At 64.0% G+C, this 15,399-nt stretch carries 12 protein-coding genes; 3 read left to right on the forward strand and 9 right to left on the reverse strand.

What is annotated here, in order from left to right; translation table 11 throughout:
- The first annotated feature begins 163 nt into the window (after positions 1 to 163).
- A complete protein-coding gene (gene hpnN / locus BM222_RS17860) occupies positions 164 to 2,752 on the forward strand; it encodes a hopanoid transporter HpnN (RefSeq protein ID WP_092229794.1) in 2,589 nt (862 codons plus the stop codon).
- On the opposite strand, the gene BM222_RS17865 is transcribed toward hpnN, so the two are convergent.
- Complete coding sequence (locus tag BM222_RS17865) at positions 2,720 to 3,346, reverse strand: DUF2147 domain-containing protein (protein WP_177243287.1); 627 nt, start codon at positions 3,344 to 3,346, stop codon at positions 2,720 to 2,722. The two genes, hpnN and BM222_RS17865, sit on opposite strands and share 33 nt — an antisense overlap.
- Positions 3,347 to 3,488: 142 nt before the next feature.
- Between BM222_RS17865 and hpnO the strand changes: the two genes are divergently transcribed.
- Positions 3,489 to 4,880 (forward strand): aminobacteriohopanetriol synthase HpnO, encoded by a 1,392-nt coding sequence (gene hpnO, locus BM222_RS17870; RefSeq protein ID WP_092229798.1) that lies wholly within the window; start codon positions 3,489 to 3,491, stop codon positions 4,878 to 4,880.
- 38 nt (positions 4,881 to 4,918) lie between these two features.
- On the opposite strand, the gene BM222_RS17875 is transcribed toward hpnO, so the two are convergent.
- The 5 genes from BM222_RS17875 to BM222_RS17895 form a co-directional block, all read right to left on the reverse strand.
- Positions 4,919 to 5,683 carry an anti-sigma factor family protein gene (locus tag BM222_RS17875; RefSeq protein ID WP_092229800.1) on the reverse strand — a complete coding sequence of 255 codons (765 nt, stop codon included), beginning with the start codon at positions 5,681 to 5,683 and terminating at the stop codon, positions 4,919 to 4,921.
- Positions 5,680 to 6,228, reverse strand: coding sequence for a sigma-70 family RNA polymerase sigma factor (locus tag BM222_RS17880; RefSeq protein ID WP_177243288.1), 549 nt, complete (start codon positions 6,226 to 6,228; stop codon positions 5,680 to 5,682). The genes BM222_RS17875 and BM222_RS17880 overlap by 4 nt, the downstream gene beginning before the upstream one ends.
- A 127-nt stretch (positions 6,229 to 6,355) precedes the next feature.
- Complete coding sequence (locus tag BM222_RS17885) at positions 6,356 to 6,697, reverse strand: cupredoxin domain-containing protein (RefSeq protein WP_092229802.1); 342 nt, start codon at positions 6,695 to 6,697, stop codon at positions 6,356 to 6,358.
- 25 nt (positions 6,698 to 6,722) lie between these two features.
- Complete coding sequence (locus tag BM222_RS17890; protein ID WP_092229804.1) at positions 6,723 to 7,667, reverse strand: metallophosphoesterase family protein; 945 nt, start codon at positions 7,665 to 7,667, stop codon at positions 6,723 to 6,725.
- A 204-nt stretch (positions 7,668 to 7,871) separates the two neighbouring features.
- Complete coding sequence (locus BM222_RS17895; protein ID WP_092229806.1) at positions 7,872 to 9,491, reverse strand: GMC family oxidoreductase; 1,620 nt, start codon at positions 9,489 to 9,491, stop codon at positions 7,872 to 7,874.
- 174 nt (positions 9,492 to 9,665) lie between these two features.
- Between BM222_RS17895 and BM222_RS17900 the strand changes: the two genes are divergently transcribed.
- On the forward strand, positions 9,666 to 10,838 hold the full coding sequence (locus BM222_RS17900; protein WP_092229808.1) for a M20 aminoacylase family protein: 1,173 nt from the start codon (positions 9,666 to 9,668) through the stop codon (positions 10,836 to 10,838).
- 77 nt (positions 10,839 to 10,915) lie between these two features.
- On the opposite strand, the gene BM222_RS17905 is transcribed toward BM222_RS17900, so the two are convergent.
- The 3 genes from BM222_RS17905 to BM222_RS17915 form a co-directional block, all read right to left on the reverse strand.
- Positions 10,916 to 12,538 (reverse strand): inorganic phosphate transporter, encoded by a 1,623-nt coding sequence (locus tag BM222_RS17905; RefSeq protein ID WP_092229810.1) that lies wholly within the window; start codon positions 12,536 to 12,538, stop codon positions 10,916 to 10,918.
- Between the two features lie 122 nt (positions 12,539 to 12,660).
- Positions 12,661 to 14,103, reverse strand: coding sequence for a UdgX family uracil-DNA binding protein (locus BM222_RS17910; protein ID WP_092229812.1), 1,443 nt, complete (start codon positions 14,101 to 14,103; stop codon positions 12,661 to 12,663).
- A complete protein-coding gene (locus BM222_RS17915) occupies positions 14,103 to 15,338 on the reverse strand; it encodes a putative DNA modification/repair radical SAM protein (protein ID WP_092229813.1) in 1,236 nt (411 codons plus the stop codon). Before BM222_RS17915 ends, BM222_RS17910 begins: the two co-directional genes overlap by 1 nt.
- Between the last annotated feature and the right edge of the window lie 61 nt (positions 15,339 to 15,399).

Raw genomic sequence — 15,399 nt, forward strand, 5'->3', positions numbered from 1 at the left:
CCGGCTATACCGGCCGCGCCGCAAGATTTTGCCATGGTCTCCCGCAGTTTACTTCGAACCTGGTTCCAGCGGGAGTTACTCAAAACAGCAATAGGTTTCGCCCGGGAACTCCGATAAACAGCCGGGCGTTTCCGGCAGGCTGTTAACACCAGAAAGAAAAGAAGTGCTGCAAAGCGTAGTCGTTGCCATCGTCAGGGCCTGTACCCGGTTTGCCTCCCTCGTCGTCGTTCTGGGGCTCCTGCTGGCGGTGGGGGCGGCCTATTACACGTCCCGGCACTTCGCCATCAATACCGACATCAATTCCTTGATCTCGCAGAAACTCGACTGGCGTCAGCGCGACCAGCAGTTCGACCGTGCCTTCGACCGCGATGCGACGATCCTGGCGGTCGTCGAAGGCGCGACGCCGGAGCTGACGACGGCGGCGGCGGACACGCTGTATGCCAAGTTGAAGGACGACAAGGTCAATTTCGTCGCCATTCAGCAACTCGGCACCGGCGAGTTCTTCGAGAAGAACGGCCTGCTGTTTCTTCCGACCGAAGAGGTCGGCAAGATCACCGGCCAGTTCGAATCCGCGGCGCCCCTGATCGAGATCATGGCCGGCGATCCGTCGATCCGCGGCCTCACCGGTGCGCTGGAGACCGGGCTCGCCGGCGTCAAGCGTGGTCAGGTCAAGCTCGATAGCACCGAGCGGCCGTTCAATCTGATCTCGCAGACGGTCGAGACCGTGCTCAACAAGGGCAACGCGACCTTCTCCTGGCGTGAGCTCGTCAGCGACCAGCCGCTACAGGACTCGGACAAGCGCGCCTTCATCGAATTCAAGCCGATCCTTGACTACAACGCGCTTGAGCCTGGCAAGGACGCCACCGACGCGATCCGCAAGGCGGCGGCGGATCTCGACTTCGCGACCAAGTACCACGCGCGCGTGCGGCTGACCGGTCCGGTTCCGATTGCCAACGAGGAATACGCGACCGTCCAGGAGGGCGCCGTCGTCAACGGCATCGGCACCGTTGTGGTCGTGCTGTTCATCCTGTGGCTGGCGCTGCATTCAGCGAAGATCATCTTCGCCGTATTCGTCAATCTCTTCGTCGGCCTCGCGATCACCACCGCCGCCGGCCTGATGATGGTCGGCTCGCTCAATCTGCTGTCGATCGCGTTCGCGGTGCTGTTCGTCGGCCTCGGCGTCGATTTCGGTATCCAATACAGCGTCCGCTACCGCTCGGAACGTTATAAGGTCGATGATCTCGGCAAGGCGCTGGTGCTTGCTGCCAGACGCTCGGCGATCCCGCTGTCGCTCGCTGCGATGGCCACCGCAGCCGGCTTCCTCTGCTTCATCCCGACCGACTACAAGGGCATCGCCGAGCTGGGGCAGATCGCCGGCGTCGGCATGCTGGTGGCGTTCATCTCCTCGATCACCGTGCTGCCGGCAATGCTCAAGCTGCTCAACCCGCCCGGCGAAAAGGAACCGGTCGGCTACGCATTCCTCGCACCGCTCGATCACTTCCTGGAGAAGCACCGCGTGCTGGTCGTTGGTGGCACGCTGCTGCTCGCGGTCGCCGGCCTGCCACTGCTCTACTTCATGAAGTTCGACTTCAACCCGATGAACCTGCGCAACCCGAACGCCGAGTCGATCGCGACCTTCCTCGACTTGCGCAAGGACCCCAACACCGGCGCCAACGCCATCAACGTGATGACCACGTCTGAAGAGCAGGCCAAGCAGGTCGAAGCGAAGCTCGAGAAGGTGCCGGAGGTGCTGCGGGTGATGTCGCTCGACAGTTTCGTGCCGGAGGACCAGCAGCCGAAGCTGAAGCTGATCGCGCAGGGCGCCAAGATCCTGAATCCCGCGCTCAATCCGGATCAGATCGACGCGGCGCCGTCGGATCAGGAGAATGTCGAGGCGCTGAAATCCTCGGTCGACAATCTGCGCCGCACGGCAGGTGACGCAAAGGGCCCTGGCGCGGTCGCCTCGCGCCGCCTGGCGGACGCGCTCGAAAAGCTCGCCAATGCCGACGAAGCGACCCGCAACAAGGCGCAGGACGTATTCGTAACGCCGATGAAGATCGTGTTCGACCAGCTCAGGAAGGCGATGCAGGCCGAGCCTGTCACTCTGAAGTCACTGCCGCCCGATCTCGTCAGCGCCTGGAAGAGCAAGGATGGCATCATCCGCGTCGAAGCTCAGCCGAAGGGCGATCCCAACGACAACGACACGCTGCGCAAGTTCGCGGCGGCCGTGCTCGAGGCGGAGCCGACGGCGATCGGCGGACCGGTCTCCATCCTGAAATCCGGTGACACCGTGGTGAGAGCGTTCATCCATGCCGGCATCTACGCGCTGCTGGTGATTAGCCTCTTGCTGTGGATCACCCTGCGCCGCCTGGTCGACGTTGCGATGACGCTGGTGCCGTTGCTGGTTGCAGGCGCGGTCACGCTCGAGATCTGCGTGCTGATCGGCCTGCCGCTCAACTTCGCCAACATCGTCGCGTTTCCGCTGCTGCTCGGCGTCGGTGTCGCCTTCAAGATCTATTATGTCGTGGCTTGGCGATCCGGCAGGACAAACCTGCTTCAGACCAGCCTGACGCGCGCGATCTTTTTCAGCGCACTGACGACGGCGACCGCATTCGGCAGCCTGTGGCTGTCGAGCCATCCGGGCACGTCCAGCATGGGCAAGCTGCTCGCACTCTCGCTGGTGACGACGCTTGCCGCAGTGCTGCTGTTTCAGCCGGCCCTAATGGGTAAACCCCGCAATCTCAGGGAGTAGGCAGATGTCACCGACGGGATCGGGGGCACCTTTCTGACCAGGCTTGGCCGCGGCCGCAGTCTTTGGCGCCGCTGTCATCGGTGCGGGTGCTGCGGCGCCCGACGCCGCCTTCGGCGCCGCCCCCGTGGTTTTTGGCGCGCTCTTTGCCATGGCGTTGGCGGGGCTCGAGGGAATCGGGGGACCGACGCGGGTCCAGGTCTCGCCGCCGCACAGGAAGCCCAGCACGCAGCCCTTGATCTCGAGCTGGTCAGCGCCGACAGGCGTGATGGTCGCACTATACATCTGGCCATCTTTGGCGTTGTAGACCTGACCTTCCCACTGCTCGGCGCCGGCGGTCTTCTTCATGTTGATCAGGGTCGCCATGCCCAGCGTCGGCCTGTTCTTTTTTGAGACATCCGGGTTGTTCTCGTCGCGGCCGCCGGGCTTCTTTTCCCAGGAAACGGCGCCCCACATGCTGCCATTGCATTGGGCGACTCGGATGTTGGCGACGCCGTCGGCAACCCGCCAGTCGCCGGTGGGATCGGCCGCGAGCGCTGGTGTCAGGCCGGTGTAACCGCCTGCCAGTATTAGTCCGGTGTAAAAGGCCAAACGCATGAGTGTTCCTCGGCAGTACAACATGGTCTAAAGCTGTGCTTGCGAAGATGGTCCGAAAAAGGGCAAAAGGCCGCACAGACCCTTTTCCGTTCGCTGACCGTTTTCAGTTGACGAAGCGGCCCTCAACCGAAGTATGTAGCGGATGAACAGTCCAATTCCAGACATGTCCCAGTTGTTCGCGGACCGTCAGGCCCAGCGCAGCATCCTGCATAATAGGCACCTGAACGAACAGTTCGTCCGGGTTCTCAAGACCATCGGCTACGATGTCGGCTTCCAGAAGGGGCAGGGGCAGTACCTCTACGATCGCGAGGGCGCGCGCTATCTCGACCTCCTGTCCGGTTTCGGCGTGTTCGCGATCGGACGCAATCATCCGGTGATGCGGGACGCGCTGAAAAGCGTCCTCGACGCCGATCTGCCCAATCTCGTCCAGTTCGATGTTTCGGTGCTCGCCGGCGTGCTGGCCGAGCGGCTCCTGAAGTATGTTCCCTATCTCGACAAGGCGTTCTTCGCCAATTCCGGCGCGGAATGCGTCGAGGCCGCGATCAAGTTCGCCCGCGGCGCAACCGGCCGCCCCGGCATCGTCTATTGCGCCCACGGCTACCATGGCCTCACCTACGGCGCGCTGTCGCTGACAGGTGATCCGAACTTCCGCACCGGCTTCGAGCCGCTGCTGCCGGGTTGCACCTCGGTTCCGTTCAATGATCTCGCCGCGCTCGAGAAGGCGCTGGCCTCGCGCGAGGTCGCGGCCTTTGTGGTCGAGCCGATCCAGGGCAAGGGCGTCAACATGCCCTCTGACGAGTTCCTGCCGGGCGCGGCCGCGCTCTGCAAGAAATACGGCACGCTGTTCGTCGCCGACGAGATCCAGACCGGCATGGGCCGCACCGGACGCTTTCTTGCGGTCGAGCACTGGAACGTCGAGCCCGACATGGTGCTGCTGTCGAAGTCGCTCTCGGGCGGCCACGTGCCTGTCGGCGCCGTGCTGACGCGCAAGAGCATCTTCGACAAGATCTTCAACCAAATGGACCGCGCGGTGGTGCACGGTTCGACGTTCTCCAAGAACGATCTCGCGATGGCCGCGGGCATTGCCACGCTCGATGTGATGGAATCGGAGAAGCTGATCGAGTCCGCCGCCAAGCGCGGCGCCGAACTTCGCCTGGCGCTCACGCGTATGGTGCCCGGCTACGAACTGCTGAAGGAAGTCCGCGGCAAGGGCCTGATGATCGGCATCGAGTTCGGGCCGCCGAAATCGCTGCGGCTGCGGGCCTCGTGGAACGTGCTGGAGGCCGCCAACAAGGGCCTGTTCTGCCAGCTCATCACCGTGCCGCTGTTCAAGGATCACAAGATCCTCACCCAGGTCGCCGGCCATGGCAGCCACACCATCAAGCTGCTGCCGCCGCTCACCATCACCGAAGAAGACTGCAGCTGGATCGAGCGCGCCTTCGACGACGTCATCGCCGGCAGCCACAAGGTCCCCGGTGCGATCTGGTCGCTCGGCAAGACGCTGGTCGACAACGCGGTGCGGCGGTCGGCTTGATCTCTTGCCGCGGCATCTCGGCAATGACGGCGAGATGACTACCCCTCCACATTCGCCTTCATCGCCGCCTCGAACTTGTCCACGAACTCGGTGAGCTCGTCGCCGCCGATATCGCTGACGGCCCAGAAGTTCAGGCCGCGCTCGCCCCAGCGGCGGCAGTTGAAGCCCTGCATGGTCTGCGTCTTCGGCGGCCGATGCTCGATGCTCGCGGTCTGTGCCACGAACAGGTTGATGATGTGCTGCCGTCGCCGGTAGACGACGGCACCGATGGCGCGGGCATCGACATAGTCGAGCCGGCCGCCGACCAGCGTAAAGCCTTGCGCAGTGAGGTCGATCACGGGCGGGGCGACGTCGAGCTTGCCGTTGAACCAGGGTTTGACCGTGTGTTGGTCGGACGAGACGACGTCGATAAGGTGGCCGGCCTGGAGCGAACGCAGATGCGCGGAGACGACCTCCGAAAGGATGCGCTGCTGGTCGTCCTGACGCAGCACCACCGCGAAGACGCCGGAGGCGGCGAGCGCAGAGACCGCCGAGCCCATTGCGAAACCTCGCAGCACGGAACGCCGGCTCGGCTGCGGCCGCGCTTGCGGCATCGACGCCTCGATACGGGCACGCAGACTAGCCGGCGCGCTGTAGCGCAGCTCGGTGTCGGCCAGCACGCGCTTCATCTCGCGTTGGGCTTCGAATTCGGCCGCGCAGGCCGAGCAGGTGGCGATATGGGCTTCGACCGCGCGCGCGTGGCCGGCATCGAGCTCGTTGTCGAGCAGCGCGTGAAGCAGGGTTTTTGCTTCGTCGCAGGTCATTTCGAGTGCTCCTCTTCCGCCGTCCAGGCCGCGCGCAGCATGGCGCGGGCACGAGCGAGGCGGGACATCACGGTGCCGACGGGGACGCCGACGGCCTCCGCAATTTCGCGATAGGACAGGTTGTTGATCTCCCGCAGCACGAAGGTCTCCCTGAACGGCTCGGCGAGTGCGTCGATCATCTTGCGGATGGCGCCGGCGTCGCGGTTACGCAAGACTTCCTTCTCCGGGCTCGCCTCGTTCTCCTGCCACATCGGCGTCTGGTCGGTGGCGCCGGGCGTGTCCTCGATCGCGGCGTGCGAATGCGCGCGCCGGGCATATTCGGCGTTGCAGACATTGCGCAGGATCGCGAACAGCCACGGCTTCATGGCCGGGCCTCGATAGCTGTCAAAGTGCTTCAGCGCGCGCAGATAGCATTCCTGCACCGCGTCCTCCGCGTCGGAGGCGTCGCGCAGCAGATAGCGTGCGAGCGTGTAGACGTCGTCGAGATAGGGCAGGGCCGCCTCGCGGAAGCGCTGCGCCTTCTGGAAATCGTCGCTGACGGGCATCGCCTCTCGCTTTGCCTCTTGCTGCGTTTCGTCCGTGGTTTCGCCTTTGGGCCTGACCGCAGGCACGCGGGCCCGGCCGGCGTGGGACCACCGGCCGGGCAAGACAGAGATGCCTTGGTTGGAGACGTTACTCAACCTTGATCATCCCCGTCATATGCGGGTGCAACGAACAAAAATACTTGTAGTCGCCCGCATCGGTGAAGGTGAACGTGAACTTGTCGTCGGTGTCCAGGGCCTTGGACCTGAACTTGCCGGCCGACACCACGGTGTGCGGGATGTCGTCCCGGTTGGTCCACGTCACGGTCGTGCCCACCTTGATCTTGAGCTCCGCCGGCTGGAAGACGAAGTTGTCGATATGCACCTCCATCTCGGTGCCTTCGGCACGGGCGGTCGTGAGCGGCAGCAGGATGGCCGCGGCCAAAGTGAGACCGAGGTCGACCCCGAAGTCGCGGCGATTGAGTGTCCTCATTTGTCAGCTTCCGTTCAGCCCTGAATCAACCCTGGAGCGGCGTGTCGATGATCGCGAGCCGCTGCTCGTTCTGCTTGAAGTTGATGCTCGCGACCCCCAGCATCGAACGGAGCTTGGCGTCCTCGACCTTCATCGGCCCGGGGGAAGGGGCGGTGCCCGGTGCCGGCTGCGGAAAGGCGGTCGAGCGCGCGGTGTGGAAGGTGAGGTTGCCCTCGACCTTCTGCATCACCTGATGGATGTGGCCGTTGAGAACGGTGACCGAACCAAAGCCCTTGACGTATTCGAGCGCGCGGCCGCCGTCCTCGGTACCCCAACCCCATTCCGGATAGACGGTCCAGAGCGGGATATGCGCGAACAAGACGATGGGCGTCGATTTCGACTTGCCACGGAGATCGTCCTCGAGCCAGGCGAGCTGCTCGGCGCCCAGATTGCCGAGGCCGCCGGCCTTGAGGTCGACGACGTTGACGAGGCCGACGAAGTGCACGCCGCCGGCGTCGAAGGAATACCAGCCCGCGCCCTTGGTGCCGCGGCCGTAACGCTCGCGATAGAACTTCACTTCCTCGTCGAGGAAATCATGCTCGCCCGGCACGTAGTGCACGTCCAACTTGGACTGCGAGATGATGCGATCGGCGTTGTCGAACTCGGACGCCTTGGACAGATGGGTGATATCGCCGGTGTGGATCATGAACGACGGCTTGGTCGGCATCGCATTGATCTTGTTGACGGCTTCCTCCAGCGTGCCCAGCGCGTTCGGGTTGGCCGGCTTGTCGAATCCGACATGGCTGTCGCTGATCTGGAGGAAGGCCATGCCGGGCGCCGCGGCTGTGGCGGCCTCGGCCGAATCGATGATGCCCAGCGAGCGCGGGACGCCGCCCGTGATGGTCCAGAGCACCCCGGTGCCGGCCCAAGTCATGCACTCGAGCACCTTGCGACGGCTGACGCCGTCTTCGCCGTGATCGTGTCCGCTCATCGCACGTCTCCTTTGGCCCGGAATTGGGCTTCGGGGGAGGTGATCGGGGAAGGAGTCGGCTTATTCGCGGGGAGCGATGACGTTTTCGTGAGGTGATGGGCCCCGGCTCTGCGGCGCGTCACTGCGTGCTGCGCCGCGTCGGGGGCACGAGACCTTTGAAAAATAGGCCGATGAAAAGCGGTGACAGATCATCATGACCGGATGCTACTTCGCATCCTCCAAAATCATCGCCGCGCCCTTCTCGGCGATCATCGCAGTCGGCGTGTTGGTATTGCCCGAAGTGATCGTCGGCATGATCGACGCATCGACGACGCGCAGACCGCCAAGGCCATAGAAGCGCAGGCGCTCGTCGACCACGGCCATGGGGTCGCTCACTGTGCCCATCTTGGCCGTGCCGACCGGATGGAAGATCGTGGTACCGATATCGCCGGCGGCTTTTGCGAGCGAGGCATCGTCGTCGCCGACGGTGGGTCCGGGCAGATATTCGCTCGGGCGATATTTTGCGAGCGCCTTCTGCTGCATCAGGCGGCGCGTGGTGCGGATGGCGTCGGCGCCGACCTGCCGGTCATCGTCGGTCGACAGATAGTTTGGCGCGATGATCGGTTTCTCGTCCGGGATGGACGAGCGCAGCCGCACGGTGCCGCGCGAAGTGGGCTGGAGATTGCAGGCGCTGACCGTGATGGCAGGGAAGCGGTGCAGGGGATCGCCGAACTTGTCGAGCGACAGCGGCTGCACGTGAAACTGGATGTTGGCGCGCGCGCGTGTCGCATCGGAGCGCGTGAAGATGCCGAGCTGCGACGGCGCCATGGTCAGCGGCCCACGGCGGCGGAAGGCATAGTCGAGGCCCATCAGGCCGCGGCGGAACAAGTTGTAATAAGTTTCGTTCAGCGTCCGCACGCCTTCGACCTTGTAGATCGCGCGCTGCTGGAGGTGGTCCTGCAGATTGCGCCCGACGCCGGGCTTGTCCATGACGATGTCGATGCCGAGCGGCGACAGCCAGTCGGCAGGTCCGATGCCGGAACGATGCAGCACCTGCACAGAGCCGATCGAGCCAGCTGACAAGATCACTTCGCGGTTGGCGCGCGCCTCGATGATCTCGCCGTTCTGGATGAAGCGGAGGCCGACGGCGCGGCCCTGCTCGATGATCAAACGGTCGACCAGGACGTGATTCTCGAGCCGCAAATTGGAGCGGTTCAACGCCGGCTTGAGGAAGCCTCGCGCCGACGACCAGCGTCGGCCGCGCTTCTGGTTGACGTGGAAATAGCTGGTGCCTTCGTTGTCGCCGGTGTTGAAGTCAGGGATGCGCTTGATGCCCATTTCTTCTGCGGCATCGCCGACGGCATCGAGAACCTCCCACGACAGCCGCGGCGCCTCGATGCGCCAGCCGCCGCCGGAGCCGTGATGCTCGCTTGCGCCCAGGAAGTGATCCTCGAGCCGTCTAAACAGCGGCAGCACGTCGTCATAACCCCAGCCGGTCATGCCGAGCTGGCGCCAGTGATCGTAGTCAGCGGCCTGGCCGCGCATCGAGATCATGGCGTTGATCGCCGAGCAGCCCCCGATCACCTTGCCTCTGGGATAGGCGAGCGCGCGGCCGTTCAGGCCCGGCTCGGCCTCGGTCTTGAACATCCAGTCCGAGCGTGGATTGCCGATGGCGAACAGATAGCCGACCGGAATGTGGAACCAGATCCAGTTATCGTCACCGCCGGCCTCGAGAACGAGGACGCGATTCCTGGGCTCCGCCGACAGCCGGTTGGCAAGGATGCAGCCGGCCGTGCCGGCGCCAACGACAATATAATCAAACTCACCTTCGAGTCGCCTTGGCATACTGCTTCCACCCGGATGATCTCTAAACGTTCCAACCTAATAGGCAGACGGAGACGACCGGGACAAGCCCGGCCATGTCGCACGGGCAGGGCTAGACCCGATCCCAAGCAGTTGGGTGGACTGGCGCTTGCATGGTAGACAGGGCTGCATTTCCAACAAAGCTCGAGACCCTCCATGCCTATCGTGAACCGCGTCGCCGACCTTCAACCGGATATCCAGGCCTGGCGACGGGACATCCACCAGCATCCCGAGTTGCTGTATGACGTCCATCGCACCGCAGCATTCGTCGCGGATCGCCTGCGCGAATTCGGTTGCGACGAGGTCGTGACCGGCATCGGCCAGACCGGCGTGGTCGGTGTGATCAAAGGCAGCAAGCCGGCCGGCGAGGGGCTCAAGGTGATCGGTCTGCGCGCCGACATGGACGCGCTGCCCGTCGAGGAGCAGACCAACCTGCCGTACGCCTCGAAGACTCCGGGCAAGATGCACGCCTGCGGCCATGACGGCCACACCGCGATGCTGCTCGGTGCTGCGCGCTACCTGGCCGAGACCCGCAACTTCGCCGGCGATGCGATCGTGATCTTCCAGCCGGCCGAAGAAGGCGGCGCCGGCGGCGCGGCCATGGTCAAGGACGGCATGATGGAGCGCTTCGGCATCGAGCAGGTCTACGGCATGCATAACGGTCCCGGCATTCCGATCGGCTCGTTTGCGATCCGGCCCGGCCCCATCATGGCGGCGACCGACGAGGTCGACATCAATATCGAGGGCCTCGGCGGCCACGCCGCGCGGCCGCATAAATGCATTGATTCCGTTCTGGTCGGTGCGCAGGTGATCACGGCGTTGCAGTCGATCGTTGCGCGCAGTGTCGATCCGTTGGAATCGGCGGTGATCTCGATCTGCGAGTTTCACGCCGGCAATGCCCGTAACGTCATTCCGCAAACCGCGACGCTGAAGGGCACCATCCGGACCCTGTCGCCGGAGGTGCGCAAGCTCGTCGAGAAGCGGGTGCGCGAAGTGGTTGCGGGGGTGGCGCAGATCACCGGTGCCAAGATCGATCTGCGCTACCAGCGCAACTATCCCGTCGTGAACAACCACGCCGCGGAGACCGAGGTGGCGACGCGCATTGCCAAGCAGGTCGCCGGCGATGCCAACGTGCATCAGATGCCGCCGCTGATGGGCGGCGAGGACTTTGCCTACATGCTGGAAGCGCGTCCCGGCGCGTTCATCTTCTGCGGCAATGGCGACAGCGCCGGCCTGCATCACCCCGCCTACAACTTCAACGACGAGGCGATCGTGTTCGGCACGTCCTACTGGGTCAAGCTGGTCGAGGAACAGCTCGCGGCGTCGTGAGGCGCTCAAGCGAAATTCGCAAATGAAAAGGGCCCGTGCATCGCACGGGCCCTTTTTGTGGTGGGCCGTGTCGTGGCTCAGAACACGTGCGAGAACAGATAATAGAGCACGCCCGAGATCAGCATCGCGGCCGGCAGGGTCAGGACCCAGGCCATCGCGATGTTGCGGATCGTCGCCCATTGCAGGCCCGATCCGTTGGCGGCCATGGTGCCGGCGATGCCCGATGACAGCACGTGCGTGGTCGAGACCGGCAGGCCATAGACATCGGCGGCAGCGATGGTGGCGGCCGCGGTGATCTCCGCGCAGGCTCCCTGCGCGTAGGTCAGGTGGGTCTTGCCGATCTTCTCGCCGACCGTGACCACGATGCGCTTCCAGCCGACCATGGTGCCAAGGCCAAGCGCGACGGCGACCACGATCTTCACCCAACCGGGAATGAACTTCGTGGCGCTGTCGAGTGAGCCCTTATAGGCGTTGAGCACGGTGACGTCGGCGGCACTGAGCTCGGCTTCCTTGTCCTTCATCAGGAAGCGCAGCGCCTCCGAAACGAGGTACATGTCGTTGCGGGTGTTGCCGACGAGGTCGGCGGGCAGCTTGGCGAGCGAGCCGTAGGTCGCCACCTGCTTGGCGATGTCGCGCACGAGCACGGCGAGCGACGGGAATGTACCGGCGTCGACCTCGTGCTGCGCGACATAGTTCGTCACGGCAGGGCGGGGATTGCCGATCACGCTGTAGCCGGCGGCCTTGCCTTCGGTGATCTTGCTGGCAGCTTCCGAGTTCTGGCTGAATGCTGCGAGCTGGCTCTCCGGCAGCGCGCGGTTGAGCGCGTAGGCGGTCGGCACGGTGCCGATCAGGATCAGCATGATCAGGCCCATTCCCTTCTGACCGTCGTTGGAGCCGTGGAAGAAGCTCACCAGCGTGCAGGTGAGGATCAGGATGCCACGGATCCACCACGGCGGCGGCTGGTCGCCCTTCGGCTCGCCGAACAGGGTGGGCGTGACGCGCAGCAGAACGGTACGCAGGATCAGGAGCAGGCCGGCGGCAAGCGCGAAGCCGAACAGAGGCGACAGCAGCAGCGCCTTGCCGATGTTGGTGGCCTGGCTCCAGTCGACGCCGCTGGTGCCGCTGCGGCCATGCAGGACGGCATTCATGATGCCGACGCCCATGATCGAGCCGATCAGCGTGTGCGAGCTCGAGGCCGGCAAGCCGAAATACCAGGTGCCGACGTTCCAGATGATGGCGGCGATCAACAACGCGAACACCATCGCGAAGCCGGCGCTGGAGCCGACCTGGAGGATCAGCTCGACCGGGAGCAGCGAGACGATGCCGAACGCGACCGCGCCCGAGGACAGCAGCACGCCGAACAGGTTGAACATGCCGGACCACACCACGGCGACGTGGGCGGGTAGCGAGCGGGTGTAGATCACGGTCGCGACCGCGTTGGCGGTGTCGTGGAAGCCGTTCACGAACTCGAAGCCGAGTGCGATCAGGAGCGCGACGAAGAGCAGGAGGAAGGGAGCGAAGGTCTTGACCTGCGCACCTGATGCATCGACGTCGACCCAGATGCTGTAGGCGACGAAGAGCAGTGCGGCGGCGATCACGCCCATGTAGATCACGCCGGTGAGGGGGTGAAATCCGCGATTGAGGTCTGGCCCCTTACTCAAGGCCGGCTCGATGGAGCCTGGCAAAGCAACGTCACTCATTGGAAATTCTCCTGTCCCAAGGCCCCGATTTTGCGCGTGGCATGTGACAGGCGGTTGAAATGGCGGGGCAGGAGGTTGAAATGATGGAGCTTATACGCTCAGTTGCTGAGCGTGGCAGCGTCTCAGGCGGCGTGGGCCGACTTCTTCTGCACGCCGGCCGCGATCGTCAGGTCTTCGACAAAGCGCTGATATTCCTGCACCTTCGCCTCCGGATCAGGGAGCCGCAGCAGGTAGGACGGATGCACCGTCACCAGAGCTTTGCGTCCGTCGGCGAGGTCTATGAGCCGGCCGCGGGTCTTGCCGATGGGTGTGATCTTGCCGAACACGCTCTGCGCCGCGGTGGCGCCCATCGCGACCACGAGATCGGGCTGGATGACTGAGACTTCCCGCTCATACCATTGCCGGCATGCCCGGATCTCGGACGTGTTCGGCTTCTGGTGCAGGCGGATTTTTCCGCGCGGCACGAATTTGAAGTGTTTGACCGCGTTGGTGACATAGACCTTTTTGCGGTCGACGCCGGCCTCCTCCAGCGCGCGATCGAGCATCTGTCCGGCCGGCCCGACGAAGGGACGGCCGGCAAGGTCTTCCTTGTCGCCGGGCTGCTCGCCGACCAGCATGATGGTGGCGCTCTTTGGTCCCTCGCCGAACACGGTCTGTGTCGCGTCCTTGTAGAGCGGGCAGGCGCGGCAATGCGCGGCCTCCTCGCGAAGTGCATCGAGAACGTTGGCGGCGTGTTTGCGGGTCATCGAGGCCTCCGGCCGCTTCTGAGGCTTGTGCGGATCGGTTGGGGCGTTGGCGATCATGGCGCCGGTCATGCGTTCGGCGTCCTCGATCAGGGGTTTAATGATCGAAGCCTCGGGCAGGTTCCTCCAGTATTTCTTCGGCATCTCAGCCTGCATCGCCTTCACCTTCAACCGCGCCGGATTGAAGATGCTGGCGTAATAACGCCGCCAGGTTTCCTCCAGCCGGTCTTCGCTCGGTGCTTCGTTCTTGCTCACGCCCGGCGTGAACGAAAGCGCGTGGCCATCCCAATGCGCGCAGAGATCGGGCGTCAGGATCGACCACGGCATGTCCGCAAAGCGCCGCGCGAAAAACGGCGCGGCGAGCTCGACGATATGGTGCTCCGGCTCGAACCAGGCGACGTAATGGGCGGCACGCTCGCGCCCGATTTCGCGAAAGCGAACGAAGGCGTGCATCTTGTGCTCGTCGCGATGAACAGCTCTCGCCATGGCCGTGACCAGCGCGACGTCGGTATCCGTCGCGACTTCGATGAGGTCGTGATTGTCCTTCAATCGCCAGAGCAGGCGATAGAGGATCGCAAAACGCTCGCCGTCGCGGTGCAGGATTGCCGCTTTCGCCAGCTCGATGAATTTTGCTGATACGCTGAAGGTGCCCTCGTTCACCTCGAGAATCGGAGAGGGCGCGGGCGGCGCGAACAGCTCGGCTTCGCCGCCCTGCACGGCCCAGGTGACATCGGCGGGCGCCATGTGATGCAGCACGAGCGTGCGAGCAGCTTTGCGCCAGCCGTCGAAATCGGTCTCGGTGTCGAGGGTGATGTACTGCATCAGAAGCCAAACCCCAATTGCGTTGCTTTCGGCTTGAACCGTTCGATCAGCCGCGCCTCGTCGAGGCGATGCGGCGAGGGCTGGTGATCGCTGAGCACGATGAACGGCAGCGCCTTGTGCTTGGGTACGTGCAGCCGCGCGAGATCGGACAGGCGGATCGTGGTGGTGCGCCGCGTCGCGATGATGCGCTCGACCGCCTTGGTGCCGAAGCCCGGCACGCGCAGCAGCTCTTCGCGGCTGGCGCTGTTGACGTCGAGCGGAAAGCGATCGCGATGCCGTAGCGCCCAGGCGAGCTTTGGATCGATGTCGAGCGGCAGCATCGCGCTATCGTCGACGATCTCACCGACGTCGAAACCGTAGAACCGCATCAGCCAGTCGGCCTGGTAGAGCCGGTGCTCACGCAGCAGCGGCGGCCGGACCAGGGGCAATGCGCGGCTCGCATCGGGGATCGGGCTGAAGGCGGAGTAATAGACCCGCCTGAGACGGTAGGAGCCATAGAGATTGGCGCTGGTGTGGAGGATAGTGTGATCGTTCGCGCTGTCTGCGCCGACGATCATCTGCGTGCTTTGGCCAGCCGGTGCGAAGCGATGCGGTCTTGTCCTCGTCTTCGCGCGGCGAGCTTCCTCGGCTTCGTCGAGCTTCAGCCGCAACCGGCCCATGGTGCGGCGGATCGCACGCACGTCTTTTTCCGGGGCGAATTGCTGCAGGCTTGTCGCCTCTGGCATTTCGATATTGATGGAGAGACGGTCGGCATATTTGCCGGCTTCCGCGATCAGCGCATCGTCGGCTTCCGGAATGGTCTTGAGATGGATGTAGCCGCGGAAGTGATGGTCCTCGCGCAGTTTTCGCGCGACGCCGACCACTTGCTCCATGGTGTAGTCGGGGCTGCGGATGATGCCGGAGGAGAGAAACAGGCCCTCGATGTAATTGCGCCGGTAGAAATCGAGCGTCAGCTTGACCACTTCATCGATGGTGAAGCGGGCGCGCGGCACGTTGGAGGAGGCGCGGTTGACGCAATAGAGGCAATCGTAGTTGCAGGCGTTGGTCAGCAGCACCTTGAGCAGGGAGATGCAGCGTCCATCCGGCGCGTAGGAATGGCAGATGCCCATGCCGGGCGCGGTCGAGCCCATGCCCTTGCCGTCGCTGGAATCCCGCTTCTCGGTGCCGCTGGAGGCGCAGGAGGCGTCGTACTTGGCGGCGTCTGCGAGAATTTCCAGCTTGCGTTGTACGTCCATTCCGGAATCCCTTTGATTTGGCTCATGAATCGATCGAACGCAATTCGATTTGACTCTTCGG

The sequence above is a fragment of the Bradyrhizobium sp. Gha genome, from assembly GCF_900113735.1.
Lineage (GTDB): Bacteria > Pseudomonadota > Alphaproteobacteria > Rhizobiales > Xanthobacteraceae > Bradyrhizobium.